Source organism: Devosia sp. XGJD_8, assembly GCF_046614475.1.
GTDB lineage: Bacteria > Pseudomonadota > Alphaproteobacteria > Rhizobiales > Devosiaceae > Devosia.
This window is the reverse complement of sequence record NZ_JBKJHF010000001.1, coordinates 978,060-1,003,973: the sequence shown is the minus strand read 5'-3', so window position 1 is coordinate 1,003,973 and position 25,914 is coordinate 978,060. Positions and strand designations below refer to the sequence as shown.

30 protein-coding genes are annotated in these 25,914 nt (G+C 64.9%); 12 read left to right on the top strand and 18 right to left on the bottom strand.

Annotation, left to right across the window (positions count from 1 at the left end):
• Positions 1 to 68: 68 nt before the first annotated feature.
• Genes ACLI1C_RS04645 through ACLI1C_RS04630 form a run of 4 tightly spaced genes read right to left on the bottom strand, consistent with a single transcriptional unit; the run spans position 69 to position 4,662 of the window.
• Entirely contained in the window at positions 69 to 1,544 is a 1,476-nt protein-coding gene (locus ACLI1C_RS04645) for a glycosyl transferase family protein (RefSeq protein WP_411395686.1), read from the bottom strand.
• Complete coding sequence (locus tag ACLI1C_RS04640; protein ID WP_411395685.1) at positions 1,541 to 3,352, bottom strand: hypothetical protein; 1,812 nt, start codon at positions 3,350 to 3,352, stop codon at positions 1,541 to 1,543. Before ACLI1C_RS04640 ends, ACLI1C_RS04645 begins: the two co-directional genes overlap by 4 nt.
• Positions 3,353 to 3,382: 30 nt before the next feature.
• Positions 3,383 to 4,507 carry a non-hydrolyzing UDP-N-acetylglucosamine 2-epimerase gene (gene wecB, locus ACLI1C_RS04635; RefSeq protein WP_411395684.1) on the bottom strand — a complete coding sequence of 375 codons (1,125 nt, stop codon included), beginning with the start codon at positions 4,505 to 4,507 and terminating at the stop codon, positions 3,383 to 3,385.
• Positions 4,504 to 4,662: a hypothetical protein gene (locus ACLI1C_RS04630; protein ID WP_411395683.1), complete on the bottom strand. Its 159-nt coding sequence runs from the start codon at positions 4,660 to 4,662 to the stop codon at positions 4,504 to 4,506. Before ACLI1C_RS04630 ends, wecB begins: the two co-directional genes overlap by 4 nt.
• A 213-nt stretch (positions 4,663 to 4,875) precedes the next feature.
• Here ACLI1C_RS04630 and ACLI1C_RS04625 point away from each other — a divergent pair, with 213 nt between their 5' ends.
• Positions 4,876 to 5,139, top strand: a complete 264-nt coding sequence (locus tag ACLI1C_RS04625; RefSeq protein WP_411395682.1) for a hypothetical protein — start codon at positions 4,876 to 4,878, stop codon at positions 5,137 to 5,139.
• 12 nt (positions 5,140 to 5,151) lie between these two features.
• Here ACLI1C_RS04625 and ACLI1C_RS04620 read toward each other — a convergent pair whose 3' ends face one another.
• From ACLI1C_RS04620 to ACLI1C_RS04610, 3 genes are all read right to left on the bottom strand, one after another.
• Positions 5,152 to 5,346, bottom strand: a complete 195-nt coding sequence (locus ACLI1C_RS04620; RefSeq protein WP_411395681.1) for a hypothetical protein — start codon at positions 5,344 to 5,346, stop codon at positions 5,152 to 5,154.
• Between the two features lie 38 nt (positions 5,347 to 5,384).
• Entirely contained in the window at positions 5,385 to 5,840 is a 456-nt protein-coding gene (locus ACLI1C_RS04615) for a MucR family transcriptional regulator (protein WP_411395680.1), read from the bottom strand.
• Positions 5,841 to 6,011: 171 nt separating this feature from the next.
• Complete coding sequence (locus tag ACLI1C_RS04610) at positions 6,012 to 6,404, bottom strand: PRC-barrel domain-containing protein (protein ID WP_411395679.1); 393 nt, start codon at positions 6,402 to 6,404, stop codon at positions 6,012 to 6,014.
• Between the two features lie 170 nt (positions 6,405 to 6,574).
• On the opposite strand from ACLI1C_RS04610, the gene ACLI1C_RS04605 reads away from it, so the two are divergent.
• Positions 6,575 to 6,832: a hypothetical protein gene (locus tag ACLI1C_RS04605; RefSeq protein ID WP_411395678.1), complete on the top strand. Its 258-nt coding sequence runs from the start codon at positions 6,575 to 6,577 to the stop codon at positions 6,830 to 6,832.
• The gene (locus ACLI1C_RS04600; RefSeq protein WP_411395677.1) at positions 6,832 to 7,131 is read left to right on the top strand and encodes a hypothetical protein; all 300 of its coding nucleotides are present in this window, start codon (positions 6,832 to 6,834) and stop codon (positions 7,129 to 7,131) included. The genes ACLI1C_RS04605 and ACLI1C_RS04600 overlap by 1 nt, the downstream gene beginning before the upstream one ends.
• Positions 7,132 to 7,184: 53 nt before the next feature.
• On the opposite strand, the gene ACLI1C_RS04595 is transcribed toward ACLI1C_RS04600, so the two are convergent.
• Both ACLI1C_RS04595 and ACLI1C_RS04590 read right to left on the bottom strand, forming a co-directional pair.
• Positions 7,185 to 7,853, bottom strand: coding sequence for an OmpA family protein (locus ACLI1C_RS04595; RefSeq protein ID WP_411398221.1), 669 nt, complete (start codon positions 7,851 to 7,853; stop codon positions 7,185 to 7,187).
• A 106-nt stretch (positions 7,854 to 7,959) separates the two neighbouring features.
• Complete coding sequence (locus ACLI1C_RS04590; protein ID WP_411395676.1) at positions 7,960 to 8,730, bottom strand: SDR family NAD(P)-dependent oxidoreductase; 771 nt, start codon at positions 8,728 to 8,730, stop codon at positions 7,960 to 7,962.
• A 290-nt stretch (positions 8,731 to 9,020) separates the two neighbouring features.
• On the opposite strand from ACLI1C_RS04590, the gene hemA reads away from it, so the two are divergent.
• Positions 9,021 to 10,301 (top strand): 5-aminolevulinate synthase, encoded by a 1,281-nt coding sequence (gene hemA / locus ACLI1C_RS04585; RefSeq protein ID WP_411395675.1) that lies wholly within the window; start codon positions 9,021 to 9,023, stop codon positions 10,299 to 10,301.
• Positions 10,302 to 10,364: 63 nt separating this feature from the next.
• Entirely contained in the window at positions 10,365 to 10,844 is a 480-nt protein-coding gene (locus ACLI1C_RS04580; protein WP_411395674.1) for a flavodoxin family protein, read from the top strand.
• On the opposite strand, the gene ACLI1C_RS04575 is transcribed toward ACLI1C_RS04580, so the two are convergent.
• Complete coding sequence (locus tag ACLI1C_RS04575) at positions 10,831 to 11,499, bottom strand: TetR/AcrR family transcriptional regulator (RefSeq protein WP_411395673.1); 669 nt, start codon at positions 11,497 to 11,499, stop codon at positions 10,831 to 10,833. The genes ACLI1C_RS04580 and ACLI1C_RS04575 overlap by 14 nt on opposite strands.
• Here ACLI1C_RS04575 and ACLI1C_RS04570 point away from each other — a divergent pair, their 5' ends adjacent.
• On the top strand, positions 11,500 to 12,303 hold the full coding sequence (locus ACLI1C_RS04570) for an SDR family oxidoreductase (protein ID WP_411395672.1): 804 nt from the start codon (positions 11,500 to 11,502) through the stop codon (positions 12,301 to 12,303).
• 201 nt (positions 12,304 to 12,504) lie between these two features.
• Here ACLI1C_RS04570 and ACLI1C_RS04565 read toward each other — a convergent pair whose 3' ends face one another.
• A complete protein-coding gene (locus tag ACLI1C_RS04565; RefSeq protein ID WP_411395670.1) occupies positions 12,505 to 12,996 on the bottom strand; it encodes a VOC family protein in 492 nt (163 codons plus the stop codon).
• A 139-nt stretch (positions 12,997 to 13,135) separates the two neighbouring features.
• Here ACLI1C_RS04565 and ACLI1C_RS04560 point away from each other — a divergent pair, with 139 nt between their 5' ends.
• Entirely contained in the window at positions 13,136 to 13,492 is a 357-nt protein-coding gene (locus tag ACLI1C_RS04560; RefSeq protein ID WP_411395669.1) for a winged helix-turn-helix transcriptional regulator, read from the top strand.
• Positions 13,493 to 13,524: 32 nt separating this feature from the next.
• Here ACLI1C_RS04560 and ACLI1C_RS04555 read toward each other — a convergent pair whose 3' ends face one another.
• Together ACLI1C_RS04555 and mscL are read right to left on the bottom strand one after the other, a co-directional pair.
• Positions 13,525 to 14,208: a response regulator transcription factor gene (locus ACLI1C_RS04555; protein ID WP_411395667.1), complete on the bottom strand. Its 684-nt coding sequence runs from the start codon at positions 14,206 to 14,208 to the stop codon at positions 13,525 to 13,527.
• A gap of 257 nt (positions 14,209 to 14,465) precedes the next feature.
• Positions 14,466 to 14,900 carry a large conductance mechanosensitive channel protein MscL gene (gene mscL, locus ACLI1C_RS04550; RefSeq protein ID WP_411395666.1) on the bottom strand — a complete coding sequence of 145 codons (435 nt, stop codon included), beginning with the start codon at positions 14,898 to 14,900 and terminating at the stop codon, positions 14,466 to 14,468.
• 160 nt (positions 14,901 to 15,060) lie between these two features.
• Between mscL and ACLI1C_RS04545 the strand changes: the two genes are divergently transcribed.
• The 3 genes from ACLI1C_RS04545 to ACLI1C_RS04535 all read left to right on the top strand — a co-directional run bounded on the left by ACLI1C_RS04545 (position 15,061) and on the right by ACLI1C_RS04535 (position 18,343).
• On the top strand, positions 15,061 to 16,683 hold the full coding sequence (locus tag ACLI1C_RS04545) for a hybrid sensor histidine kinase/response regulator (RefSeq protein ID WP_411395665.1): 1,623 nt from the start codon (positions 15,061 to 15,063) through the stop codon (positions 16,681 to 16,683).
• 92 nt (positions 16,684 to 16,775) lie between these two features.
• Complete coding sequence (locus ACLI1C_RS04540) at positions 16,776 to 17,129, top strand: YciI family protein (RefSeq protein WP_411395664.1); 354 nt, start codon at positions 16,776 to 16,778, stop codon at positions 17,127 to 17,129.
• Entirely contained in the window at positions 17,126 to 18,343 is a 1,218-nt protein-coding gene (locus tag ACLI1C_RS04535) for an RNA polymerase sigma factor (RefSeq protein WP_411395663.1), read from the top strand. Before ACLI1C_RS04540 ends, ACLI1C_RS04535 begins: the two co-directional genes overlap by 4 nt.
• Here ACLI1C_RS04535 and ACLI1C_RS04530 read toward each other — a convergent pair.
• The 3 genes from ACLI1C_RS04530 to ACLI1C_RS04520 all read right to left on the bottom strand — a co-directional run bounded on the left by ACLI1C_RS04530 (position 18,340) and on the right by ACLI1C_RS04520 (position 20,776).
• Positions 18,340 to 19,695, bottom strand: a complete 1,356-nt coding sequence (locus ACLI1C_RS04530) for an MATE family efflux transporter (RefSeq protein WP_411395662.1) — start codon at positions 19,693 to 19,695, stop codon at positions 18,340 to 18,342. The genes ACLI1C_RS04535 and ACLI1C_RS04530 overlap by 4 nt on opposite strands.
• Positions 19,696 to 19,811: 116 nt before the next feature.
• Entirely contained in the window at positions 19,812 to 20,486 is a 675-nt protein-coding gene (locus ACLI1C_RS04525; protein ID WP_411395661.1) for a nucleoside/nucleotide kinase family protein, read from the bottom strand.
• Entirely contained in the window at positions 20,486 to 20,776 is a 291-nt protein-coding gene (locus tag ACLI1C_RS04520; RefSeq protein ID WP_411395660.1) for a DUF6460 domain-containing protein, read from the bottom strand. Before ACLI1C_RS04520 ends, ACLI1C_RS04525 begins: the two co-directional genes overlap by 1 nt.
• A 206-nt stretch (positions 20,777 to 20,982) precedes the next feature.
• Here ACLI1C_RS04520 and ACLI1C_RS04515 point away from each other — a divergent pair, with 206 nt between their 5' ends.
• Together ACLI1C_RS04515 and pdeM are read left to right on the top strand one after the other, a co-directional pair.
• The gene (locus ACLI1C_RS04515) at positions 20,983 to 23,481 is read left to right on the top strand and encodes a ligase-associated DNA damage response DEXH box helicase (RefSeq protein WP_411395659.1); all 2,499 of its coding nucleotides are present in this window, start codon (positions 20,983 to 20,985) and stop codon (positions 23,479 to 23,481) included.
• 19 nt (positions 23,482 to 23,500) lie between these two features.
• Positions 23,501 to 24,208 (top strand): ligase-associated DNA damage response endonuclease PdeM, encoded by a 708-nt coding sequence (gene pdeM, locus ACLI1C_RS04510; protein ID WP_411395658.1) that lies wholly within the window; start codon positions 23,501 to 23,503, stop codon positions 24,206 to 24,208.
• On the opposite strand, the gene ACLI1C_RS04505 is transcribed toward pdeM, so the two are convergent.
• The gene (locus ACLI1C_RS04505; RefSeq protein WP_411395657.1) at positions 24,205 to 24,927 is read right to left on the bottom strand and encodes a TIGR02186 family protein; all 723 of its coding nucleotides are present in this window, start codon (positions 24,925 to 24,927) and stop codon (positions 24,205 to 24,207) included. The genes pdeM and ACLI1C_RS04505 overlap by 4 nt on opposite strands.
• A gap of 35 nt (positions 24,928 to 24,962) precedes the next feature.
• Positions 24,963 to 25,889, bottom strand: coding sequence for a sulfite exporter TauE/SafE family protein (locus ACLI1C_RS04500; protein ID WP_411395656.1), 927 nt, complete (start codon positions 25,887 to 25,889; stop codon positions 24,963 to 24,965).
• Between the last annotated feature and the right edge of the window lie 25 nt (positions 25,890 to 25,914).

The window sequence follows — 25,914 nt, the reverse complement described above, 5'->3', positions numbered from 1 at the left end:
CCACGGGCTGCCGGCCCGTATGGTGTCGTCATCGGCGGCACGGAGGACCAGCACTCGGCACGACACACCTATCCCGGAAGACGCGCGACGCCTGAGGCAATCTGGAAGGGGTAGGAATGGGTGGTCTTGTCCCAGATGATGGGTTTGCCGGTGGCCTTGTGCCGCGCGAAGATAGCCGCGGCGCGCAGGGTGGCGAAGAAGTTCAACAGGTTCGACACGATCATGCGAGGCCCGGCCATGAGCCCCTGCCAGATGCCGTAAATCCGGGTGGTGAAGAGGGTGCGTTGCACCAGCCGGTTGCCGAGCAGAATGAGATTTACCCAGAGCAGCGTGCGGTACAGGTCGGACCCGAGCAGGGCATAGGGCGGCCGCTCGGCCTGGGGCAGGAACTGGAAGAGGCCATGGCCGACAAGCAGGCTGAACATGGCAAAATAGGCCAGGATCGCGGCGGGAGCAGTGATCAGCCCCTTGCGATCGCGCAGGAAGAAGTATTTGGCGCCGAGATTTCCCTCCCAGCCGTGCTGCGTCCAGCCCTGGAAGGCGATGCCCAATAGCCAGCGCGCCCGCTGCCGATAGGCCGCGCGGAAATCCTCGGGGAAGAACTCGCGGGTGGCGACCGGCATGCTGCGCCGGGTGATTTCGGGCATGCCGTCCGGCCCCACTGCCTCGACGACCAGGGATATGGGGAGGCGCACGAAGATTTCCCGCATGCCCATCTTGGCCAGCCGGAAGGCGATGTCGTAATCCTCGGTCAGGCTGGTGGTGGAAAAGACTTCGCCGGCCCGCTCCTGGCGCAGGGCGTCAATGGCGCGATGGGAAAAGCAGGCGGAGACGCCGGCGCAGGGCACCACGCCGGTCATGCTTTCGCGCACGACCAGGTCCTTGGAGTGCCATTCTGCGAACTCGTCCATATAGGTGCCGGCCACGAGCTCGTGCAAGCCGCGCGGGAACGAAAAGACCGGCAACTGGATCAGGTCCATGCGGTCGAGCAGGTAGTTGAAAAGCTTGAGCTCGTAGGGGTGGATCACGTCCTCGCTGTCATGCAGCGCGATGCCGAGAAAGGGCGTTCCGATCCGGCGTTCATGGGCGAGGATGTCGGCCAGTACCACGTTGAGGCAATCGGCCTTGCTGGTGGGCCCATCGCGCGGCACGACCGACATCGAGACATTGGGGAAGCGCGCCATCGCCGAACGGACTTCGGCAATGGTCTCGGCATCGTTGCGGTAGACACCGACGAAGAAGTGGTAGTTCGAATAGCGGATCAGCGTGTTGGAGGTGGTGAGCATGGCCAGGATGACCTCGCTCTCCTTCCAGGCCGGCACCATGATGGCGATGGGGCGCTCCAGCTTGGCATCGAGCGTTTCGGCCTTGAGGCGCGGAAAGCGCGCGTGGATCCAGAACCAGCGGTAGAAGCTCCTCAGCCAATACCAGAGGTCGATCAACAGGTCGTCGAGGCTGGTGAGCAGGATCAGCACCGTGAGCCCCACCGCCAGCATTTCGACGACGCCCTGATACGTGGCCAGGGCCAGCAGCAGATCGGTCATCTGGAGGCCTGGTCATCGAAAAAGCGCTTGAGCAGCGCCCGCGCCAGCACCACCAGGGCGATCACCATCATCCCGACCAGGCTCCAGAACACGCCGTCTATGCGCAGCACATCGACAAGGCCGCGCGAGACATCGCGGGCGCGCTGGAGAATGGAGGGACCGCTATCGGTGGGCGAATCCTGCCAGATGACGCCTTCCGGACCGACGAGCGCTGCGCCGCCATTGCCCAGGAAAATGCCCGCCGGATCCGGCAAGGGCTGGCCTTCGAGCACGCGGATATCGAGCCGCTGCCGGTCGGCGTTGGCGAGGAGGCTGGCCAGGGGCTGGTCGGTCGACAGCGTCAGCTCAGGCTGGCCCATGGGCAGGACGAGGCCGTCGACGCCTGCAGCAGCGATGGAGAGGACCGGGCCGGTTGGCGTGGCCGCTTCGCCAAACGCCACGTCGACGGGGGCCGCGCCGACGCCGAGTCCGCTCAGCACACGCGACGCCAGGGTCAGGTAGGCAAGCCCGCCCTCATCGCTTGCCGCCTCGGGCAGAACCAGTGTGCCACCCTGGCGCAATGCTCCGGCCACGACGGCAAAGCCACCGCTGGCGCGACCGTCATAGTCGATGCCGGTGCCGGCCAGCAGTTGCACGGCCTGGCCGGGATTGGGGCCGGGGCAATAGCCCTCGGCCTGGGCCCGATCCACCGTCACATCCAGCCGGTTGGACAGCCGCAGCAGTTCGCCCGGCAGCGTGGCGGTCAGGGTATTTTCCCCGATCTTTGCCCGGCTCGCCGTGATCAGCTGGCCATTGAGATAAAGGGTGATCACCGGATTGGCGTCGGACCAGTCCGGGGCCACCGTCAGGCGAAGCCGGACCTGGCTGGCACGGCGGCCAGTGCCGTCGAGCATGGGAAAATCGAGACCCAGCGCACCGGTCTGCACGACGCGCAGCGGCCCTGGCAGGGTGGGAAAGGCCCAGAAGCCATCGGCGCCGGCGCTGGGCGGAGCGACCGCGCTGGTCGCCTGCAGCGCCTCGCCGGACAAGGCCGCAGGCACAGCCTGCCAAAGCCGGGCGAAAGCAACGATATCGGCATTTTCCGGCACGAGGATGCGCAGCCGGCCAGGCTCGTGTGCAAGCCGGATCGCCCCGTCAGCGCTCGGCGCCGTCAGGGACAGGCCCACCGTGGCGTCGGACGCCTCGGTGAAGCTGGCGCGATAGCCCCCGCTGGCGAGCAGGGCCCCGAGTTTCAGCACCGCCGCGCTTGCGTCCGGCGTCAGCGGCGAAGCCACCTCAACCTCCGCCAGCCCGGGCAGCAGCGCCAGCGCATCGCGCAGGGTGGTGACCGCTGCAAGATCGATGTCATAGGCAATGGTGGTTTCCGGCAGGACCTGCAGCGTGTCGGCCGGATCGAAATGGTCGGCGCAGAATTCGGCATGGGCAATCAGATCGGCCCGAAAGCGCAGGTCGAGCGCCGGCGCCTGAAATGATCCGCCCTGATTGACCATGGTGTCCAGCTGCAGGATCTGCGCACGCGGATCCTCATCGAGCCGCAGGGCATCGACTGGCTGGCCATTGACCATGATGACGACGCTACCGCGCTGCAGGTTCGGCGCCACCAGCTGTGCCTTCATGCCAATGCGCAGATTGGTGATGGCTGTCCCGGTCGGGAGCGGCAGATAGAGGCTCGACGCCTGGCGCCCGGACAGCAGGAAGCCCTCGGCAAAGCCGCGCTCCGCCAGCGTCGTCTCCACGGTGACGGTCTCGGCGATTGCCGGGCCGACCATGACGAGCAACGCCAGGACAGGCAACAGGGACTTACGCATGGATGTACTCCTGGCGCTACGGGGTAGCGCCTAACGATCTTTTACGGGAACGACGCGCTGGCGGATCGCCGCGACAATTCGTTCTGCCGCTGTTCCGTCCCCATAGGGAAAAACCGGCCTTGCCATAGCCGCATAGGCGACCGGATTTGTGGCAAGTTTCCCGATGGCCTGCAGGATACGGCTCCGGTCCGTGCCCACCAGCTCGACAGCGCCGCTGGCTATGGCCTCGGGCCGCTCGGTAACATCGCGCAATACCAGGACCGGCTTGCCAAGGGCCGGCGCCTCCTCCTGTAGCCCGCCGCTATCGGTGACGACTATCCAGCTGGCCTGCATGGCTGCCACCAGCTGTGGGTAGGCCAGCGGCTGGGTCAAAACGATGCGCTCATGCCCACCAAGCAGCCGATGCGCCAATGCCAGGGTGTTGGGGTTGGGATGGACCGGAAAGTAGAGGCCGATATCGGGATATTGCTCGACAACGGCGCGGAGGGCGGCGAAGGCCTCCTCCATCTGCGAACCAAAGCTCTCGCGGCGATGCGCCGTCACCAGGATGGGGCGCGGCACATCGAGAAAATCGGCCGGAAGCCGAGGCTTCTGCGCCGCGGTGGCGAGCAGGGCATCGATGACCGTATTGCCCGAGAGCAGGATATCGGCATCGGATATGCCCTCGGCCAGCAAGTTCTGCGCTGCTCCCTGCGTCGGCGCGCAGTGAAGGCGGGCGCCAAGCGCCGCCACGCGACGGTTGAATTCCTCGGGAAAGGGAGCGCGCAGGTCGCCCGTGCGCAGCCCGGCCTCCACATGCACGAAGGGCAGCTTCCGATAGAAGGACACGAGGGAGGCCGCCATTACCGTGGTCGTATCGCCCTGGGCGATGACGCAGGCGGGGTCGAGGCCCTCCAGCAGCGCATCGAGGCGATCCATGGCCTGGGACGCGACTTCGAGGATCGAGCCCCGATTGCGGTCGATGGCGATGTGATGGTCCGCCACGAGGCCGAAATCGGCCATGGCCCGGTCAAGCAGTTCGGCATGCTGGCCGATGCTGACGATGAATGGCCTTGCCCAGTCGCTTTCCCCCAGGCGCGCGATCACCGCGGCCATCTTGATGACTTCTGGCCGCGTGCCGACGACGCAGATGCAGATTGCCCTGTCGGTCATCATCGCCCGGCCCTCCGCGCCATGAGGAGGAAGGCCAGCACAATGCCGACGACCATGCCCACCACCGCGCCGGCGGCGCCGCCAAAATAGGCGCCGGCCAGGCTCAGCAGCGTGGTCGCAACAAAACTGGCAAGGAGCGCCAAAATGGCCAGAAGCATGATTGATTGGTCCGTTCGCTTCGCTGTTCGGACATGGATTGGTCGCCAAAACCATCAACCCCAACCGAGCAAACGCCCGGGACGGGGGAAAGTCTTGGGGCAAAACGCCCTGCGATTAACAATGTCTTGCTGGGTCCGCTAAAATGCCGGCTCGCGTTTCAAAGCCGACGAAGCTTTTGCGCGTCATGGTCGCTCCGATCAAGCGAGGCGATCATGGCTGTGGAACACATTTGCGTATCGACGCTGCAGCCGACCGCCGACTCGGCGCCGGTTGTCCTGTGCAAGGGCCGCGTGCTTTCCACGGCCGAAATATTGGGACTTGCCGCCGAGCCACCGCAGGCCCGCCGCGCCCTGCCCCTGGTACTCTCCGCCTGGATCGGCCTGCTGCTGGTCGTTTCCGACCCCCTGGCGGGCATCGCAACGCTGTTTGCCGCACCCTTGCTGCTGGCCTATATCAACCGGCGCCAGCAGGCCTGAACGGCCTGCCCCCTAGCGTTCGGCCGACTGGCGGGTCCGGGCGAGTTCGATCAGGCCGCGAACCTGCTTGGAGAGTTGCGGACCGGTGAGCTGGTCCACGGCATAACCTTCGCCACGCACGACCTTCTTGATTTCGCCAAAGCTGGCGAACCGGCCTGATTTGGCCAGTTCGAATGTGCGTTCAAGGGCGGTCTTATTCTGATCCATCTCGGCTTCCGTCGTCGGGTAATGCTTTGCGGAGAACCCTAGGCGCGGGCTTTCGACTTCCTGACCGGCTTGGCGGACACATCCGGCTTGCGGCCCAGTCCGTTGGACTTGGCGAGTGCGGACCGCGTTGCCGCGTAGTTCGGCGCGACCATCGGGTAGTCCTTGGGCAGGCCCCAACGGGCGCGGTACTCATCGGGCGTCATGCCCAGAACGCTCAAATGCCGTTTCAGCGACTTGAACTTCTTGCCGTCTTCCAGGCAGACAATGTAGTCCGGGGTCACTGACTTCCTGATCGACACGGCCGGGGTCAACTCCTCGACCACGGCGGCGACGCCGTTGGCAGAGAGGGACTGCAGCGCCCGATGCGTATCGGCGATCAGGGCGGGCAGGTCGGCGGGCGAAATGGGGTTGCTGGAGACATAGGCGGAGACGATTTCGGTGACCTGTGCGAGCAGGTCGGCGTCCAGTGCGTCGCGTTCAGCAGGGCTCGTCATTGTCAGGTTTTCCTCTCAGAACTCTTTGGCGGTTCTGTCATGTCTCGGGATCTACTGAATAGCTTGACGCGGCCTGCTTAGCTAGGGCTGCTCCGCAAAAGGAAAGACCGGCGTCCCCGAGGGGGGCGCCGGCTGGCAGTATCACTTGGTGATGAAATGCCGGGGAGCTGACTAGATCCAGTAGGGCGCGACACCGTAGTGGTCGTAGACGCGACGACCGTTCTCTGCCGTCCAGTAATCCTCGTCGTGCTCGTAGTCGTACTTCGGAGCGCCTTCCAGCTGCTCCTTGGTGACGTCGACACGGTAGCCGCCCAGGCTCTCGTCGTAGTTGAGCTTGGACCAGGGCAGCGGGTAGTGGTCTTCACCGATGCCGAGGAAGCCGCCAAAGCTCAGCACGGCATAGGAAACCTTGCCGCTGCGCTTTTCGACCAGAAGGCGTTCGACCGAACCGATATGCTCGCCGCGCGGGTCATAAACCTTGGTGCCTTCGACCTTATCGGAGGCGATGAGGTCGTGGGTTTCCTTGACGTCGGCATCGCGGTTGCGAATGTCATCGTAAGCCATTTCGAACTCCTCTGTGGTTGCGTGTGACAGGTCAACGTGCCCGCGGCGCCTGCGGTTCCGGCTGAAAAAAATGTGATCGGACCGTGGTGCGAGACGGGGGAACGGAACCCCGCGGCTTGGCAAAGCATTGGTTTGTCGGGGGTCACCAGACCCATTGAAGGAGACGCGAGATGATCTTTGACAGCCTCCGCGACCGCATGGGCGGCAATGACAAAATCACTCCCATGGCCATCGCTCACAACAGCCTGTTTACCGCCCGGGAAAAGCTCGACCTGCTGCACCAGCTCAAGTCGGACGTGACTGGGGCGAGCCAGGAAGGCAAGGACCTCGGTTTTGATGCCGAAGAGATCGACCTCGCCATCGCCGAAGTGCGCCAGGGCGTGCAGGATGGCGTGGGCGGGGACACCGTGATCAAGGGAGACTTCTGATGGCTACCGCCCCCAAGCAACCGCAGCCCACCGTGGCCAGCGTGGATCACCTGGTCGACGAAAACGGCTCACGCATCGACGTGCCGGATGGTTCGGCGATCAAGGTGGCAGGCGAGCATGAAGCCACAGTGGCCGCGACGGGACCAACCAATTGGTGGCTCTATGGCGTGCTCGGCCTCGCCATAGTCATCGCACTGCTGTTTCTCATGCAGATGTTCAATGGCGCACCGGGTAGCGATGTCCAACCGGGAACGCCCTCTGCCGAGCCGGTGGTGGAACCGGTGGCTCCGACGTCCTGACAAACAAAGCGCGGCCCTCGAGCCGCGCTTTTCGATTCTGACGACAGCGAGGATCAGCCGTTGATGGGCGCGATCTGGATTTCGACGCGGCGGTTCTGGGCGCGGCCGGCTTCGGTGGCGTTGCTGGCGATGGGGGAGGTCTCACCTTTGCCTTCGATATAGAAGCGGCGCTGGTCGATGCCCTGGTTGGCCAGGATGGTCGCAACCGAAACGGCGCGGCGCTGGCTGAGGCTCAGGTTATAGGCATCGTCGCCCTGGCTGTCGGTGTGGCCATAGACATCGACGATGGACTTGTCGAACTTCTTCAGCACGAGCGCCACCGAGACCAGGGTCTGGTTGAAGGCCGGCTGCACCGTCGACTGGTCGGTGGCGAAGGTGATGTTGGACGGCATGTTGAGGATGATGTTCTGGCCGACGCGGGTGACCGAGACGCCGGTGCCCTGCAACTGGGCGCGCAGTTCGGCTTCCTGCTGGTCCATATAGGAGCCGATGGCCGCGCCGGTGAGGCCGCCGACACCAGCGCCGATCAACGCGCCGACGCGCGGATCGCCACCCACGGCAGCGCCAACCAGGGCACCGGCAACGGCGCCGCCGCCCGTGCCGATCAGCGCACCGCCGGCAGTATTGGAGAGCTGGGACTGGCCCGTATAAGGATTGGTGGTGGTGCAGGCGGTGAGCGCCAGGGTCGCGGCGAGCGCAACCAGAATCTTCGACTTCATTATTATCCCCCTGAAGGATTCGGAAAGTGGCCTGTGGTGACCACTGAATACGGCAGGATGGTGGTGAAGCAAAGAGCCTGAACGCCAGATGAACGTGCCAAGCAACCGATCAGGTACTGGCCCAGCCGCCATCGACGAGGAATTGCTGGGCCGAGATCATGGCGCTGTCTTCAGCGGCCAGGAACAGAGCCATGCGGGCGACGTCGTCGGGATAGACATGGCTGGCGAGCGCCTGGGCGTCGACGATCTGCTGGAGCGTCGTCTCATCGAGCCAGAGCGCCAGCTGGCGCTCGGTCAGGATGGCGCCGGGCACCAGCGAATTGACGCGAATGCCCGACCGGCCCAGTTCACGGGCCATGGCGCGGGTCAGCCCGTGCATCGCCGCCTTGGCGGTCTCGTAGACCGGCAGGGACGGCGTCAGGATCATCCAGCTGATTGAGCCGGTATTGATGATGGAGCCACGCCTGGCCCGGACCATGCCTGGGGCGACGGCCTGGATGGCGAAGAAGGCGTGGCGCAGATTGACCGCCATCCGGTCGTCCCAATAGGCGGGCGTGACCTCGCTCCAGTCATGGCGCTGGTCATGCGCGGCGTTGTTGACCAGCACCAGAGCATCGCCATGTGCCTCGGCAAAGCCGGCAATGGCGGCCTGGTAGGCCTCGATGTCGGTGATATCGCAAGGGGTGAACCGCACGGTGTGGCCGGCAGCGGTCAGTTCCCCGGCGAGCTTATCGCCCGCAGCAACGGCGATGTCGACAAAGCCGACCCTGGCGCCCTGGGCGGCGAAATTGCGCACCAGGCTTTCGCCAATGCCCGAAGCGCCGCCGGAGATGATCACCGGCGTGCCGGCGAGACTGGGATAGCGAGCAAACTCTGTCATGGACCCTCCGTGATGGGTGGTAGCGCAGGCGCGACTGCCCGACAAGCGGGTGGTCCCTGCCCGTGCCGGAGCTGCATTTGCGGCTTCAGGGCGACTGAAGCATTGGCAGAAGGGGCCCGACACTTTAGAATGAGTCTCAAGTTGCCGGGCCTGCGCCTTGCGCCAAAGTGTCCTGGCAGCATGCCGGCGCGCGTCGAATTGACCTATGTCAATGACATGAGCGCCTACCTAGTTATGGCTTGTTGCCGAGCGGTTCGCCCGGGGGCGGCGAGGCAAGAAGGACGTTTCCGATGGATTATCGCGGCATATTCGAAGATGCAGTCGATACGTTGCGCGCGGAAAAGCGCTATCGCGTCTTTGCCGATCTTGAGCGCATTGCAGGGCAATTCCCGCGCGCCATCTATCGCGACGATTCCGACAACCAGCGCGAACTGACCATCTGGTGCTCCAATGACTATCTGGGCATGGGCCAGCACCCCAAGGTGATCGGCGCCATGCAGGAGACGGCCGGCAAGCTCGGCGTCGGCTCGGGCGGCACGCGCAATATTTCAGGCACCAACCGGCCGCTGGTCGAGCTGGAGCGGTCGCTGGCCGACCTGCACCGCAAGGAAGCGGCGCTGGTCTTCACCTCGGGCTTCGTTTCCAACGAGGCGGCCATTGCCACCATTGCGCGCCTGCTGCCCGACTGCATCATCTTCTCGGACCAGCTCAACCACGCCTCCATGATCCAGGGCGTGCGCCAGTCCGGCATGCAGAAGCAGATCTTCCGCCATAACGATGTGGCGCATTTGCGCGAATTGCTGGCGGCCACCGACCGCAAGCGGCCCAAGCTGATCTGCTTTGAATCGGTCTATTCGATGGATGGCGACGTGGCCCCCATCAAGGAAATCTGCGACCTGGCCGAGGAATTCGGCGCGCTGACCTATATCGATGAAGTTCATGCGGTGGGCATGTATGGCCCGCGCGGCGGCGGCATTGCCGAGCGCGACGGCCTGATGGACCGGATCGACATTGTCGAAGGCACGCTGGCCAAGGGCTTTGGGACGATGGGCGGCTATATCGCCGCCAACAAGGCGATCGTGGATGCGGTGCGCTCCTACGCTCCAGAATTCATCTTCACCACCTCCCTGCCCCCGGCGCTTTGCGCGGCGGCCCGCGCCTCGATCGAGCACCTCAAGGACTCGACGCATGAACGCGTGATGCACCAGCGCCAGGCGCGCCTGACGAAGGCGATCCTGGCCGATGCCGGCCTGCCGGTCATGGAGACCGATACCCATATCGTGCCGCTGATCGTAGGCGACGCGCGCCAGTGCAAGGCGGCCAGCGACATGCTGCTCGAAAAGCACAACATCTACATCCAGCCGATCAACTACCCGACCGTGCCCAAGGGCACCGAGCGCCTGCGCATCACGCCGACGCCGCTGCATACCGACGAGATGATCTTTGCACTGCGCCACGCACTGGTCAGCGTCTGGACGAGCCTCGAGCTGCCGCGCGAGGCGGCCGACGCCAAGATCACCGCCAGCAAGCTGACGAGCGGCGATCTGACCCTGCCCACCACCGGGGGTTGATCAAAGTCAAAGTGCGCCGCCCTTTTGGGGCGCATGGTCTGCTGGCAGTGTCAGGAGGCTCCCATGACGATCTTGATCGTTTACGACAGCGTTTTCGGCAATACCGCGACGCTGGCCAAGGCGATGGCCAGCGAACTTGAAACCACCCATAGCGTGCGTCTGGCCGCCGTGGGTACGGCGACCAACGTCAGCCTGGACGGCGTCGACCTGCTGATTGTCGGTTCTCCAACGCGCGGCTTCCGCCCCACCCCCAACATGCAGAACTTCCTCGACGGTTACGCCGATGCCACGTTGGGCCCGCTGGCCGCGGCGGCCTTCGATACGCGCCTTGATCTCGAGACCATCCACCCGGCACCGCTGCGCTGGGTCGTCGAAGTGGGCGGCTATGCCAGCGACGTGCTGCAGCGCATGCTGGCCGCCAAGGGATGTGTACTGGCTGGCGAACCCGCCGGCTTCCTCGTCGGCGGGACCGAAGGTCCGCTCAGGGACGGAGAGGTGGAGCGCGCACGGGCATGGGCGCGCTCGCTGGTCAAGGCCGGCTAGGAAAACCAATGGTTCCGCGTTCGGCTCGGCCTCCCGACATTTCGAGATAGGACAGGCACATGATCGTCAGCTGGCGGCGAATTGCGACCTGCTGGGACGCCGGCAGATTGCGTTCAAAGACGTTTCGGACCGTCCCGAAGATCACCGACAGCAGTGTGACGTTGACCAGATCAAGATTAGCATAGACCGCGTCGGGGGCACTTTTCAGCATGGCGATGGTTGCCGCGTCCATGCGCCTGGCGAAGGCCTCGATCAGGGCTTCGTTGTCGAGTTCGACAGCGGACCGGTAGAGCGCGCGCGTCACGTCGCTGCGCTCGGTCTTGGCCTCCCAATAGGCGGTGACCAGCGCCTCAACCATGGCTTTCGTCGGGGCTCCATGTTGGGCCTGGCAGGCCGCTTCCACGCGCTCAGCCACCAAATCGAGATACCGCTCGTTCAGCGCATAGAGCAGCGCCTGCTTGTGCGGAAAATACTGGTACATGGTGCCCACCGATACGCCGGCGCGCTCGGCCACGCGCGTTGTCGTCAGCCGATGGATCCCCTCCCGCAGCAAAACCTGAATGGTCGCTTCGAAAATCGCCTCGACCGTCGTGGCGGACCGTGCCTGGCGCGGCTTCTTGCGGGCGGTCAGGTGCCTGGGCGGCGTCGCGTCCATATGCGAATCCCGAAAACGAATGATCCTTCATATATTGAAAGCATCAATTCGGCGAATATCCGAGGAAAATCAATGACGGATTTGAAGAAGGTCGCGCTTGTCACCGGGGCAAACAAAGGCATCGGCTTGGAAATTGCCCGCCAATTGGCCGAGGCCGACATTGCGGTGATAATGGGTGCGCGAAACCTGCAACGCGGCCGGCATGCCGCCCGCGATCTGGAACAGGCCGGGCTGGCCGTCGAGGCGATCGAAATCGACCTCACCAATGAGGCGACCATAGCTGCGGCAGTTGAAACGATAGCCGCCAAGTATGGCCGGCTCGACATTCTCGTGAACAATGCCGGGATCGTGGATGCCGAAGATGGTCCGCCTTCCCTTGGCTCAACCGCTGCAGCGCGCAGGCAAATGGAAACCAACTTCCTCGGCACCCTGGCCGTGACGCAGGCCATGCTGCCCTTGCTGCGCCGCTCGACGACGGGTCGCATCGTGAACCTTGCAACTACCTTGGGCTCGCTTGCGATCAATGGCGACCCGACCTCGCCTTACTACGAGGCCCGGCTGATCGGATACAATGCGTCCAAAGCCGCGCTCAACATGCTGACAGTCCAGCTGGCGGCGGAACTCAGGGACACGCCCATCGTCGTGAACTCGGTGGCTCCGGGCTATGTCCAGACCGACCTGACAGGCGGCAACGGCTTCATGACGCCGGCCGAAGGGGCACGCCTTCCGGTCGCCTATGCCCTGCTCGGCCCCGATGCCATTTCCGGCAGCTTTGTCGAGCCGCAGGGCAAGGTCCCCTGGTAGACTTCACCACCATGCGGGTAGAAGCAGCATCTGCCCGCATGGTCCGCTTCAGGCGAACTTGCCGTAACCTCAAAGACGGGATGGCGATCCTGCTCCCGTACAAGTGCCGCCGGAACAGACTGGTGCCAGTTCACGTGCGGCGCAGGGACTAGATGGTCAGGCCGAAGGCAATTGAGGTTCCGCTCGAGCGCGCACTGTCAATCAGCCGCCTGGCTGCTCGATGCCGTCCGGAAGCCCGCTGAAGACCTCGAGGATCACGCCCAATTCGCGCTCAGTGTCGAGGTATTGGACCTCGACCTCACTGAAGGTGCCGCTCAGGATCGGGGTCCTGCCGCGTTTGAGCTGATCATCGACCACCCTATGATAGTCCGGCGTTGCCACCGCGATATGATGCACGCCGCCGACGCCGCCACGACGGCCCAGGAACTGGCCGAAAAGATCGTCGTCCCGGACGGGCTGTATCAGTTCCCACATCACGCTCCCCACCATGGTGACCGCAATCTTGGACTTCCATTCAAGCGGCTGGCCATGCAGGCGAACGTTCTCGGTGTTTTCGGACCCCACCTCCATCACCTGCCACCCGCCGATGCCGTAGATGTCTTCGTAGCTGCGGACGGCCGCCTCCACGTCGGGCACAACGATGCCGATCTGCATGGTCTTATTGAAAGCGGCGGTCTTCTTGCGTGAGGGCATTGGCGGATTCCAGTTCGAGATAACTTGCACAATGCAAGCATGTTTACTTGCGACCTGCAAGCGAAAATGCTAGTGACCCTACATGACTGATGGACCATCACCCCGCCGCTCAACCTGCCCGATCAATGCTGCGCTCGAAGTGCTCGGCGACCGCTGGTCGCTGCTGATTGTGCGCGATATGCTGTTCGGGGGCGCCCGGACCTACAAGGACTTCCTCGCCTCGCAGGAGAGGATTGCCACAAATGTGCTGGCCAACCGCCTGACCAAGCTCCAGGGGGTCGGCATCATCGTCGGCGAGCGCGACCCACAGGACGGCCGCAGCATGCTTTACCGCCTGACGGCCAAAGGGGTGGACCTGGTGCCCGTCCTGATGGAGCTCAGCACATGGGGCACGCGGCATGAGGATGGTCAGCCCCCGAACGGCCTTCTCGACGCCTGGAGAACAGACCGCGAAGGCTTCATGAAGAACATCAGGATTGCGGCCACAGGCAACTGAAACGACCGCGCGCTGCTGTGGGATGGCCGCCTTCAGGCCGGCCCCAAGCGGGTTGAAACACCTGCGGCCCGGCCGTTCCTCACCCGGTCAGCACGATCCGCATCAGGTCCGCCGTATTGCGCGCCCCCAGCTTTCTCCATGACGCGGGCGCGGTGGACTTCGATGGTGCGGGGGGAAATACCGAGTTCGCGGCCGGCTTCCTTGTTGGACTGGCCATTGGTGATCAGCTCGAGCACCTGCCGCTCGCGCGGGGTGAGCTGGGCGAAGCCGCGCACTTCGACGGGACGGCGCCCGCCCTGCACCGGCCGCAGATGGATATCGAGCCGCAGCGCGTCGCGGATCACCGTCAGCAGGTGCTCGGTGTCGATCGGCTTGGTGATGACGTCCGACGCGCCCAGCTTCATGGCGGTGACCGTGGCGGCGACCTGCAGGGTTTCGGCGAGCATGAAAACGGGCGTGCCGGTGCGCATGGCTTTGACGCTGCGCAGCAGCGCCAGACCGCTCTCATCGCCCAAGGCGAGGTTGATGAGGACGACATCGGGCCGTCGCCGTTGCAGATTGACGATGAAATGTTCCGCGTTCAGCGAGAAGGACGTCTGGAAGCCCTCGAGGCGGAACAGCACGCTCAGGGCCTCGCAGGTGGCTGGGTCCCCATCCACGATGTGGATCAGCCGGCCTCGATTGAGAAAGGAATGATAGTAGATCTCGTCGCTCATATTGCCCCCGTCCAGCTGGCAAGTTTCGCTTACGTCGCACCCTTTCGCCTGACGAACCCGCACCCCCTCGCAGTGCTGCCGATGGCAGCCTCGCCAGCGACGCCCCCAGGTGAATCGCCAAGGTAGTTTGCGATAAGTGTTCTTGCCGTCCGATAAGGAATATACGTAGGATGAACTACCTAGGTAATAGGGATATTTACCTAGGTATTCTATGTCAACGGATTTTTATCCTGCGACCCATGCGGCCGCGCGGGCGGTCAGCGCGGGTTGGCGCGCAGGGCGTCGCGGATTTCGGTGAGCAGCACTTCTTCCTTGCTGGGGGCAGGCGTCTGGGCGACGGGTTCCTTGGCGGCCTCGCGCTTGAGCGAGTTGATGCCCTTGACCACCATGAACAGCACGAAGGCGATGATGGTGAACTTGACCACGGCATTGATGAAGAGGCCGACATTGAGCGTGGAGACGCCCGCTTCCTTGGCGGCGGCCACCGAGGGCACAGCCACATTGTCGGGGTTGGACAGGACAACGAACAGGTTCGAGAAGTCCACGCCGCCGATGATCAGGCCGATCAGGGGCATGAAGATATCATCGACGATCGAGGACACGATCGCGCCGAAGGCGGCGCCGATAATCACGCCGATGGCGAGATCGATCATGTTGCCCTTGATGGCGAAGTCCCGAAATTCCTTGAACATTGCGTATCCCTCCAGCTTGGCGCCAGCCCATTGCCCCGACGCATAGAGCAAAAGACTCCCTCAGTCGGCAGACAAATGCAATGGGCCCAGAGTAGGTCTTGCGCAGCTTTCATGGCGGGCCGATAGTCCCGCCGCGCCCAGAGATGCAGGACCGCAGAAAATGCCCGCCCACGAGACCGCGGCTGCCACCAGCCTCAGGCATGCGATCGACTACATTCCGCAAGGCATTGCGGTGTTCGATGCCGCGCTGCGCCTCGTGACCTCGAACAGCCGCTATAACACTCTGCTGGTGCTGCCCGACGAACTGGTGAAGCCGGGCACGCCGCTCTTCGACATCGCACTGTTTCTGGGAGACCGTGGCGACTTTGGCAGCGGCGATGCGGCGCGGCTGGCGATCGAACGAATCAACCTGCTGACAGCTTCGCCGACCACCGTGACGCAGCGGCTGGGCAATGCCGGCCAGACCCTGGAATTCCACTCGAGCCGCCTGCCCAATGGCGGCCTCGTCATCAGCTTTTCCGATGTCACCGCCCGGGTGCGCGCCGAGCGCGAACTGGAGCTGGTGAACCAGTCGCTGGAGGAGCGGGTGGCGGAGCGGACGTCGGCGCTGACCCGGGTCAATGCCGAGCTTGAAAGCGCGCGTGCCAAGGCGGATGCAGCCAATCACGACAAGACGCGGTTCCTCGCGGCCGCCAGCCACGACCTGCTGCAGCCGCTCAATGCGGCGAGGCTCTATACGTCCACGCTGATCGAGCGGGCCAAATCGACCGGACTGGCGGACCTCGCCAATTCCATCGAGGCGTCGCTGACAGCCGTGGAAGACATTATGGGCGCCCTGCTCGATATTTCGCGCATCGACAGCGGCGCGCTCAAGCCTGTGCCGGCGCCGGTGGCGGGGCGGGACATCCTCAAGAAGATCGAGGTGGAATTCGGCCCCATGGCACGCGAGCGCAGCATCTCGCTGCGCATCGTGGCGACCGATGCGACGGTGATGGTGGACCGCTCGCTGGTGGGGCGCATCGTGCAGAACCTGGTCTCCAACGCGATCAAATATACCCAGCCGGGGGGCAAGGTGCTGGTCGGCTTCCGGCGGCGGGGCGGCCGCATGCGGCTCGACGTGATCGACACCGGGATCGGCTTCAACAAGGACCAGCACCGGCTGCTGTTTGCCGAATTTTCGCGGCTGGAACGCGGCGCACGCATGGCGCAGGGGCTGGGGCTGGGGCTTTCCATCGTGCAGCGCCTCGTGACGGCGCTGGGGCTGGTGCTTGAACTCGACAGCAGAGAAGGGCGCGGCTCGCGCTTTTCGCTGTTCCTGCCGGCAACGCGCACCATCAAGGCCGTGCCCGAAGCCAATCCGGCGCCGGCCGAAACCAGCTTCGGCACGCAGGGCCTCAAGATCCTCTGCGTAGACAATGAGGCGGCCATCCTCGAGGCGATGGAGGGGCTGCTGCGCCATTGGGGATGCGATGTGCGCAGCGCGCTCTCGCTCAAGCAGATCGACCGCGAAAGGCTGCTGGAAGGCTGGTATCCGGACCTAGTACTGATGGACTATCACCTCGACCAGACCTCGGGCCTCGATGCCATCGAATGGCTCCGGCACAATGTGGGCGGGCACCTGCCGGCGGCGCTGGTGACGGCGGACCGCAGCCCGGCGGTGCGGGCCCTGGCCGAGGAGCGCGGCATTGCCGTGGTCACCAAGCCGGTCAAGCCGGCGGCACTGCGCGCGGCGATCAGCGGGCTGGCCAACCAGAGCCGCAGCCCAGCCAAGCGCGCCGGCTAGGCCAGGAAACGTCATTTGAACGCGCGGCGATGTCGAATCCGCCCCTTCCCGTTCGATGAGAGTCCGGTACAACCAAAACCGGAGGATCCGACATGAAATATCTCTGCCTCGTCTGCTTCGACAGCACCCTGCCCGACACGCTGCCACCCGGCGAATGGGCGCAACTGGTCAAGGATTCGGCGGAATACGACCTGGAGCTGCAGCGGCGGGGCCATTTCATCACGGCCGAGGCGCTGATGTCGCCCACCAGCGCCACAACGGTGCGGATGCGCCAGGGCAAGATGAGCGCTACCGACGGGCCTTTCGCCGAGCTCAAGGAACAGGTGGCCGGCTTCATCCTGATCGAGGCGGCGGACCTCAACGAGGCCATGCGCATCGGCGCCAATATCCCGCTGGCCCGGATCGGCTGCGTGGAAGTGCGGCCGGTGATGAGCATCCAAGGTTGAACGAAGCGGGTCGGGCCATCGAGGCGGTCTATCGCGCCGAGGCGCCGCGCGTGCTGGCCACGCTCATTCGCCTGCTGGGTGGGTTCGACCGCGCCGAGGAGGCGCTGCACGATGCCTGGCTCGCCGCGCTCGCCAGCTGGCCAGAGCGGGGGATACCAACCAATCCGCGGGCCTGGCTGGTCTCGGCGGGGCGCTTCAAGGCCATTGACCGCATCCGGCGCGACGCCCGTTTCGATCGGGCTGCCGACCAGCTGGCCCAGCAGATCGAACTGGAGGCCCTGCCTGATGACTCGGATGTCCCGGCCATTGCCGATGACCAGCTGCGACTGGTCTTCACCTGCTGCCACCCGGCGCTGTCGCCGGATGCGCAGGTGGCGCTGACGCTGCGCGAGATCTGTGGGCTGACGACCGAGGAGATCGCCGCGGCCTATCTCACCAGCCCGGTGACGATCGCGCAGCGCATCGTGCGGGCCAAGGCCAAGATCCGCGATGCGGGCATCCCCTATGTGGTGCCGGGGCCTGATGAACTTGCCGAGCGCATCGAGGCGGTGCTGCAGGTGATCTATCTCGTCTTCAACGAGGGGTACCTGGCCAGTTCGGGCGCCTGCGCGCTGCGCACCGACCTCTGTGCGGAAGCCATCCGGCTGGCGCGCCTGCTCGGCACGCTGATCGAGGAGCCCGAGGTGACGGGGCTTCTGGCCCTGATGCTGCTGCATGACGCGCGGCGCGCGGCGCGCGTGGTCGGCGGGGAGATCGTGCCGCTCGACGAGCAGGACCGCGCGCTGTGGAACCAGGCCCAGATCGCCGAGGGCCAGGCCCTGGTGCGCCAGGTGCTGGGCGGGCGGTTCAGTCTTTACTCGATCCAGGCGGCGATCGCGGCGGCCCATGGCAGCGCGGGCAGCGACTGGCCGCTGATCGTGACCTTCTATGACATGCTGATGCGGGTCGACCCGTCACCGATCGTCGAACTCAATCGCGCCGTGGCTATTGCCATGCGCGATGGGGCTGAGGCGGGGCTGAAACTGGTGGATGGGCTCGAACCGGCCTTGGGCGACTATCGCCTCTGGCATGCCGCCCGGGCCGACCTGCTGCGCCGTCTGGACCGGACCGCAGAGGCGCGCTCGGCCTATGAGGCGGCCCTGGCGCTGACCACGCAGCCGGCAGAGCAACGGTTCATTGCGCGAAGGCTGCGGGAATTGACCGCCCCGGGCTAGGCCGCTGCAGTGAAAAGGCCGGCCCGGCGCCGTTCCAGCGCCCACCAGTAGATGGCGCCGCGCGCCACGAACCAGCAATGCAGGGCCGCCCACAGACCCCAATTGCCCAGCAAGGGCTGCAGTGCCAGCGCAGCAGCAAGAAACACCACAAGCGACGCGACCATGCCATTGCGCATTGTGGTGTTCAGCGTGGTGCCGATCAGGATGCCGTCATAGACGAAGGCGGGCATGAAGGTGACGGTGCAGAGCGCGGCAATCGGCAGATAGGTCATGGCATAGGCCTGCACCTCGGCATTGGTCGTCATCAGCCCGATGACGAAGGGGCCCGCGGCATACCAGGCCAGCCCCAGCGTCACCGTCAGGATCAGCCCCCAGAAGAAGCTCAGCCCATAGGCCTGGTCGAAGGCCGGCCGCCAGTTGGCGCCCACCGCCTTGCCCGTCAACTGCTCGGCCGCCTGGGCGATGCCATCGAGAAAGAAGGCTACGGTCATCAGCAGGGTGAGCAACACGGCATTGGCCGCAAGAGCCACCTCGCCCATGCGCGAGCCTTGGGCGGCGAACCAGGCATAGGCGCCCATCAGCGCGATGGAGCGGATCATCAGGTCGCGGCTGAGCCCGAACATGCGGCGGAGCGCCGTGGCGTCGCGCAGTTCGCCGGGGGCAATCCTGCCCAGCACGGCCTTGAGCCCGCCATAGTGGCGCAGCAGCAGGGCGAGGCCCACCATGGCGGCGACGATCTGGCCCAGCACGGTGCCGGCCGCGGCGCCGGCCACGCCCCAGCCCAGCAGATAGACGAAGGCGATGCTGGCGGCGATGTTGATGCCGTGCAGCAGAAGCTGCAGCGCCATGCCGGTAGTGGCCGCGGCGCGGCCATAGAACCAGCCCAGCAGGGCATAGTTGATCAGCGAAAACGGCGCCGACCAGATGCGCATGAAGAAATAGTCCGCCAGCGCGGCCGCGGCGCCCGAGCCGGGCGCCAGCAATGTCGTCGCCAGCCAGAGCATGGGCCAGGCCAGGGCGATCATCACCGCGCCAATGCCGACGCCCAGCAGGATGGCCCGGACGACATGCAGCAGGCCATCGCGCGGGTCCCTGGCGCCGACCGACTGGGCGACCAGCCCGGCCGTGCCGATGCGCAGGAAATAGGCCAGCGAGAAGATAATGTCGAAGACCAGCGCGCCCAGCACCAGCCCACCCAGGAGGCCCGCATCGCCGAGCCGGCCGATGACGGTGATATCGACAATGCCCACCAGCGGTTCGGTGATGAAGGCGAGCGAGGCAGGCAGCGCTATCTTCCACACATCGGCATGACGCACGGTGAAAGGATGCTGGGGGCGGGGCTGGGCGGACATGGGGACTCAGGTCGGAGTAGTTACGGGACCCTAATCCAGCCGGCGATCGCGGGGAAAGTGGGAATTCGCCTACGCCCCTTCGGGGCACCTTGTCCCTCAAGGGGAGAAGGAAGAGGCTACCCCGCCACATCCATCTCGATCACCATATCGGCGCGATCCTGCGACTGGGAGACCAGATCGTAATTGGGCAGGTCGTTGCGCTCGATATGGGCGCGGTTGCGCTCTTCGGTGAAGAGCCCCTCCTCCCCATGGCGCCGCAGCAGGCGCACCTTGACGATGTCGCGCGGCACGTCGATGAACACGGCGTAGTCCAGCGCCGCCTTGACCCCGGCCCATGGGCCTTCGGTGAGCAGCAGGTAATTGCCCTCGACGATCAGGATGCGCACCTCGGGCTGCACGGTAAAGGCGTGCTCGACGGTATCCTCGATCTTGCGGGAATAGAGGGGGCCGCTGACCGGCTCCTTCGCCGCCTTGAGGTGATGGAGGAAGCTGAGGAACTCGGCGCCCTCGAAGGTATGCGGGGCGCCCTTGTAGTCGACCTGGCCCATGGCTTCGAGCTTGGCATGCTTCATATGGAAGCCATCCATGGGCACCAGCGCGGCGCTGCCGGGATGGGTGGCGTTGAGCATGGTCACCAGTTCGGCAGCCAGGGTCGATTTTCCGGTGCCCGGGCCACCGGCCAGGCCGATGGCAATCCGGTGCCCCTGCGCATCGCTGACCATGTCCAGAATATGCGGGACGAGCCGCGACAGGGCCTGGGACGGGGTGAGACGAAGGCGTTCGGGCGCCATCAGCGGCTCTTGGAAAGGCGCAGCACTAGCCATACCGGCACGACGATGGCGGCACCGGTGAGGATATAGCCGCCGATATTGCGGAAGAGACCCGCGCCGTCGCGCAGCGCTTCGCGCACCAGGTCGATGGCGCCCCGCACCACGCCCTCCACATTGACGCCGAAGACGCTCATGGAAAAGCCGACCAGCAGCGACACGAAGGCCAGCTTGATCAGGACATTGACCGGATGGCCGCCGAAGAAGCGCTCGACGGGGGAACGCGGCGTCTCGGTCTGGGGTTGATCGCTCATGGCAGGTCGCCCTGTTTGTGGTGGTTGGGGGATCATATAGGGTGGAATGTGATTTGCAGAAGGTGTGAGTTGGCAAGTTTGTGGTCGTTCCGAACCCCCACCCGGCCTCCCCCTGACAGGGGGAGGAGCTGCATCGAGGCATTGGCACGATCAGGTGCGTCGCACCGGACGGGTTCCTCCCCCTGTCAGGGGGAGGTTAGGTGGGGGTGCCGTTGACTACGCCCCTCCCCGCCATCATCACCGACTGGTTTGCCCGCAAGGGCTGGGCGCCGCGGCAGCACCAGCTCGACGTACTGGAGAGCTGGCAGGCGGGCGCCTCGGCGCTGCTGATCGCCCCGACCGGCGCCGGCAAGACGCTGGCGGGGTTCCTGCCGACGCTGACCGACCTGGTGGACGGCAAGTTCGCCGGCCTCCACACCCTCTATATCTCCCCGCTCAAGGCGCTGGCGGTGGACGTGCAGCGCAATCTCAATGCGCCCATCCTGGAGATGGGCCTCAAGATCACGGCCGAGACGCGGACCGGCGATACGCCGGCAAGCAAGCGGGCCCGGCAGCGGGCCAAGCCGCCGCATATCCTTTTGACCACGCCGGAACAGCTCTGCCTTCTCATCAGCCATCCGCATGCCGAGCTGTTCTTCGGCTCGCTCCGCCGCATCGTCCTCGACGAACTGCATGCGCTGGTGACCTCCAAGCGCGGGGAATTGCTGTCCCTGGCCCTGGCGCGGATTGCCCTTCTGGCGCCGGAGGTGCAGATCACGGCGCTGAGTGCCACCGTGGCGCGGCCGGACCTGCTGCGCGACTGGATCGCCCAGCCGGTGCCGAAGCGGGCGACGCATCTGCTCACCGCGTCGGGCGGCGCACCGCCCGTGCTGGCGATCCTCGAGACCGAAGAGCGCCTGCCCTGGGCCGGGCATTCGGCCAATTATGCGCATCGCGAGCTCTACGAGACCATCAAGCGACACAAGACGACGCTGCTCTTCGTCAATACGCGCAGCCAGGCCGAAATGCTGTTCCAGGGGCTGTGGGCGGTCAACGACGACATGCTGCCCATTGCCCTGCATCACGGCTCGCTCTCTGTGGAACAGAGGCGCAAGGTGGAGGGCGCCATGGTGGCGGGCAGTCTCAAGGCCGTGGTCTGCACCTCGACGCTCGACCTGGGTATCGACTGGGGCGATGTGGACCTCGTGGTGCAGGTGGGCGCACCCAAGGGGTCCTCGCGCATGCTGCAGCGCATCGGCCGCGCCAATCACCGGCTCGACGAGCCGTCCAAGGCGCTGCTGGTGCCGTCCAACCGCTTCGAAGTGCTCGAATGCGAGGCGGCGCTGGAGGCCGTGGCGGAAAGCCATCAGGACAGCGAGGATCCGGTCTCGGGCGGCTATGACGTGCTGGCCCAGCATATCCTGGGCATGGCCTGTGCGGCGCCGTTTGCGGCCGACGATCTCTATGACGAGGTTCGCCACGCCTGGCCCTATCGCGACCTGCCCCGGAGCCAGTTCGACCGGGTGCTCGAATTCGTCGCGACCGGCGGCTATGCGCTCAAGGCCTATGAGCGCTATGCGCGGCTCAAGCCAACCGAGGATGGCAAGTGGCGCGTGGCCAATCCGCAGGTGGCGCAACAATACCGGCTCAATATCGGCACCATCATCGAGGAGCCGATGGTACGGGTGCGGCTGATCCGCTCGCGCGGGCTCAAGAAGGGGCAGAGCAACAGCCCGGTGGGCGCCGGCGGCCGGGTGCTGGGCGAGATGGAAGAGTATTTCTTCGGCACGCTGCTGGTGGGCGACACTTTCATGTTCGGCGGCGAGATCGTGGCCTTCGAAGGCATGCGCGACAACGAGGCCTTCGTCTCCCGGGCGCAGGCGACCAATCCCAAGATCCCCTCCTATATGGGTGGCAAGTTTCCGCTATCGACCTATCTGGCCGAGCGGGTGCGCAAGATGCTGGATACGCCGGCCAGCTGGAGCGTTCTGCCCGACCAGGTCAGTGACTGGCTGCGCCTGCAGCGCGATATCTCGGTGCTGCCCGGGCGCGATAGCCTCCTGGTCGAGACCTTTCCCCGCGGCGCGCAGAACTACCTGGTCTGCTATCCATTCGAAGGCCGGCTGGCGCACCAGACGCTGGGCATGCTGCTCACCCGGCGGCTGGAGCGGGCACGAGCCCGGCCGCTCGGCTTCGTGGCCTCCGAATATGCCCTGGCCATCTGGGGCCTGGGTGACCTGTCGGCGCTGATCCGCACCGGGCGGCTATCGCTGGACGAGCTGTTCTCGGAGGACATGCTGGGCGACGATCTTGAAGCCTGGCTCGATGAATCGGCGCTGATGAAGCGCACCTTTCGCAACTGCGCCATCATTGCCGGGCTGATCGAGCGGCGCCATCCGGGCAAGGAAAAGACCGGACGGCAGATCACCATGAGTTCAGACCTGATCTATGACGTGCTCTACCAGCACGAGCCGGACCACATCCTGATCCAGGCGACACGGCGCGATGCGGCGCGGGGCCTCCTCGATATCGAGCGGCTGGGCGACATGCTGCGCCGTATTCGCGGCCATGTGGTGCACAAGCCGCTGTCGCGCATCTCGCCGCTGGCCGTGCCGGTCATGCTCGATATCGGCAGGGAACCCATTTTCGGAGAAGGCCGCGAATCGGCTATGGCTGATGCTGCAGATGAACTGATGCGCGAGGCCATGAGCGGTCCCGCGGGGTAGATCGCTCCGGTAGGCAAAGTTGAGCCAAGTCCTATATCAAGCCGAGATCACGGAGACGCCGATCTTGCGCTTTGCCGGCCAGAATTTCGAACCCCTGCCCTCCGGCGCGCTCTATTGGCACGCCCAGCAGACGCTGCTGGTCGCCGATCTGCACCTGGAAAAGATGAGCAGCTTTGCCCGGCGCGGGCAGATGCTGCCGCCCTATGACACGGGCATGACCCTGGCCCGGCTGGAAGCCGATATCCGCCGGACCGGCGCGCAGCGGCTGGTATCGCTGGGCGACAGCTTCCACCGCGACGAGGGCACGACGACGCTGAGCGAGGTGGATCGGGCGCGGCTCGACAACATGACCGGACTTGCCGAATGGCTCTGGCTTTCGGGCAATCACGACCCGCGGCCCCATGCGCTGGGCGGGCAATGCCTGAGCCAGGTCGAGCTGGGCGGGCTGATGCTGACCCACGAGCCGCAGCGTGGCGTGACGGGTCTCGTGGCGGGACACCTCCACCCGGCGGCGCATATCCATATCGAGGGGCGCTCGACGCGGCGGCCGTGCTTCGTGCATGACAACCGGCTGCTCATCCTGCCGGCCTATGGCGCCTCGACGGGGTCGATCAATATCCTGTCGCCGGCCTTCTTCGGGCTGTTCCACTGGCCGGGGCTGGAAGTGACCATGCTGGGCAAGGACCGCACCTATCCGGTCAGTCCAAAGCGGCTGGTGCGCGGCTAGCGCTTGAAGATCACGCCGCCGAGCCAGCCGGTGAACAGCGCCAGGATGACGCAGACCAGGCCGTAGAGCAGCGGCTGCTGCACGGCCGAGAGCGCCAGGAAGCGCTCGAAGCCGATCTTGCGCACGGCAAAACCCTCGGACTTGCGGGCGATGATTTCGCCATTCTGGAAGACATAGGTCAGGGCCAGATAGGGCCCGGGCGGGGCGTTGCTGGGCAGGGTCAGGCGCGCCGAATAGAAATTGTCGGCAAGGAAGCTGACACCATTCTCCTGCACGCCGAACAGGCCTTCCTCGGTCATCAGACGCACCAGCTGGCGGCCGAAGATGGCGCTCTTCCACCAGTCGCTGCTATTGGCCACCAGGGTATGCGCCTCGGGCAGGATATAATTGGTGGTCAGCGTGGTGATATCGGTGATGTCGGCCAGCCGCCCACTCGAGAGCACATGGAAATAGCTCGGGAAGTTGGAGAACTCGACCTGCCCGGTATTGATCCAGACGCCGAAATTGTTGGTCTTCTGCCGCGCAACGCGGTTCTGGGTCGGCCCCAGCACGACAACGACGACGTGGAATGGCCCGGTGACGAATTTTTCCTCGGCGCCGGCATCGGGGACGATGGAGCCGAAGAAGTTCATCCGCTCGCCGTCAAAGCTCGAGGTGATCTCGATGGTCTCGTTGGAGACCTGCGAGATCAGCCGCGCGCCGTGGGCCGGGACCAGCAAAGTGCAGGCAAGAAGCAAGCAAAGGGCAAGAAATCTCACTGGCTGCCCCCCAACACGGCCATGGTGAAGGGGTCGGCGGGTGTCAGCACCAGCGACAGGCCGAAGCGGATTGCCACGGCCAGAACCAGCAGCGCCAAGAGGCCCCGCAACTGCTCGCCGCGCAGATATTTGCCAGCCGAGGCGCCGAACTGGGCGCCGGCCGTGCCACCCACCATGAGGCAGAAGGCGAGCAGGATATCGACGCTCTGGCTCTGGACGGCATGCAGCACGGTTGTCGCCGCCATCATCGCCACCACCTGCGCCAGCGAGGTGCCGATGACGACATTGCCGGGCACACGCAGCAGATAGACCAGTGCCGGCACCATGATAAAGCCGCCGCCAATACCCAGTAGCGAGCCCACAAAGCCGATGAACAGACCAATGATCAGCACCGGCAGGACGCTGATATAGAGCCGCGACTTCTTGAACCGGACCCGCATGGGCAGGCCGTGAATCCAGTTGTGCTGATTGGGCAGGCGCTCGCGCACCACGATGCCCTTGCGCTGCTTGAGAATGGAGCGGGTGGACTCGATCAGCATCAGCACGCCGACGAAGCCGAGCAGCACGAGAAAGCCAAGGGAAATGACCAGATCGAGCTGGCCGGCATCGCGCAGCAGGGCAAAGGCGGCGACGCCGCCAAAGGCACCGATGACGCCCGACAGCACGAGATAGAGCGCCAGATGCAGGTCGATGGCGCCGCGTCGATAATGCGCAAGGGCGCCGGAGGTGGAGGCGGCCACGACCTGACCGGTGACGGATGCCACGGCCACGGGTGCAGGAACGCCGGAAAAGATCAGCAATGGCGTCAGCAGGAAGCCGCCACCAACGCCGAACAATCCGGACAGAAAGCCGACCGCCCCTCCGATCCCCACGAGAAAGAAGAGGTTCACCGACATTTCAGCGATCGGCAGATAGACCTGCAAGACCGGATCCGTTCAAGAAAACACT

Bases quoted from the DNA above. Each gene is read 5' to 3' on its own strand.
- ACLI1C_RS04575 (WP_411395673.1), bottom strand. From the start codon at position 11,499: ATGGACGCGACGCCGCCCAGGCACCTGACCGCCCGCAAGAAGCCGCGC.
- mscL (WP_411395666.1), bottom strand. From the start codon at position 14,900: ATGTTCAAGGAATTTCGGGACTTCGCCATCAAGGGCAACATGATCGAT.
- ACLI1C_RS04525 (WP_411395661.1), bottom strand. From the start codon at position 20,486: ATGGCGCCCGAACGCCTTCGTCTCACCCCGTCCCAGGCCCTGTCGCGG.
- ACLI1C_RS04530 (WP_411395662.1), bottom strand. From the start codon at position 19,695: ATGTCCGCCCAGCCCCGCCCCCAGCATCCTTTCACCGTGCGTCATGCC.
- ACLI1C_RS04605 (WP_411395678.1), top strand. From the start codon at position 6,575: ATGATCTTTGACAGCCTCCGCGACCGCATGGGCGGCAATGACAAAATC.
- ACLI1C_RS04590 (WP_411395676.1), bottom strand. From the start codon at position 8,730: ATGACAGAGTTTGCTCGCTATCCCAGTCTCGCCGGCACGCCGGTGATC.
- ACLI1C_RS04640 (WP_411395685.1), bottom strand. From the start codon at position 3,352: ATGCGTAAGTCCCTGTTGCCTGTCCTGGCGTTGCTCGTCATGGTCGGC.
- ACLI1C_RS04555 (WP_411395667.1), bottom strand. From the start codon at position 14,208: ATGAGCGACGAGATCTACTATCATTCCTTTCTCAATCGAGGCCGGCTG.
- hemA (WP_411395675.1), top strand. From the start codon at position 9,021: ATGGATTATCGCGGCATATTCGAAGATGCAGTCGATACGTTGCGCGCG.
- ACLI1C_RS04615 (WP_411395680.1), bottom strand. From the start codon at position 5,840: ATGACGAGCCCTGCTGAACGCGACGCACTGGACGCCGACCTGCTCGCA.
- ACLI1C_RS04630 (WP_411395683.1), bottom strand. From the start codon at position 4,662: ATGCTTCTGGCCATTTTGGCGCTCCTTGCCAGTTTTGTTGCGACCACG.
- ACLI1C_RS04645 (WP_411395686.1), bottom strand. From the start codon at position 1,544: ATGACCGATCTGCTGCTGGCCCTGGCCACGTATCAGGGCGTCGTCGAA.
- ACLI1C_RS04580 (WP_411395674.1), top strand. From the start codon at position 10,365: ATGACGATCTTGATCGTTTACGACAGCGTTTTCGGCAATACCGCGACG.
- ACLI1C_RS04540 (WP_411395664.1), top strand. From the start codon at position 16,776: ATGAAATATCTCTGCCTCGTCTGCTTCGACAGCACCCTGCCCGACACG.
- ACLI1C_RS04600 (WP_411395677.1), top strand. From the start codon at position 6,832: ATGGCTACCGCCCCCAAGCAACCGCAGCCCACCGTGGCCAGCGTGGAT.
- ACLI1C_RS04620 (WP_411395681.1), bottom strand. From the start codon at position 5,346: ATGGATCAGAATAAGACCGCCCTTGAACGCACATTCGAACTGGCCAAA.
- ACLI1C_RS04570 (WP_411395672.1), top strand. From the start codon at position 11,500: ATGCGAATCCCGAAAACGAATGATCCTTCATATATTGAAAGCATCAAT.
- ACLI1C_RS04520 (WP_411395660.1), bottom strand. From the start codon at position 20,776: ATGAGCGATCAACCCCAGACCGAGACGCCGCGTTCCCCCGTCGAGCGC.
- ACLI1C_RS04565 (WP_411395670.1), bottom strand. From the start codon at position 12,996: ATGCCCTCACGCAAGAAGACCGCCGCTTTCAATAAGACCATGCAGATC.
- wecB (WP_411395684.1), bottom strand. From the start codon at position 4,507: ATGATGACCGACAGGGCAATCTGCATCTGCGTCGTCGGCACGCGGCCA.
- ACLI1C_RS04545 (WP_411395665.1), top strand. From the start codon at position 15,061: ATGCCCGCCCACGAGACCGCGGCTGCCACCAGCCTCAGGCATGCGATC.
- ACLI1C_RS04625 (WP_411395682.1), top strand. From the start codon at position 4,876: ATGGCTGTGGAACACATTTGCGTATCGACGCTGCAGCCGACCGCCGAC.
- ACLI1C_RS04610 (WP_411395679.1), bottom strand. From the start codon at position 6,404: ATGGCTTACGATGACATTCGCAACCGCGATGCCGACGTCAAGGAAACC.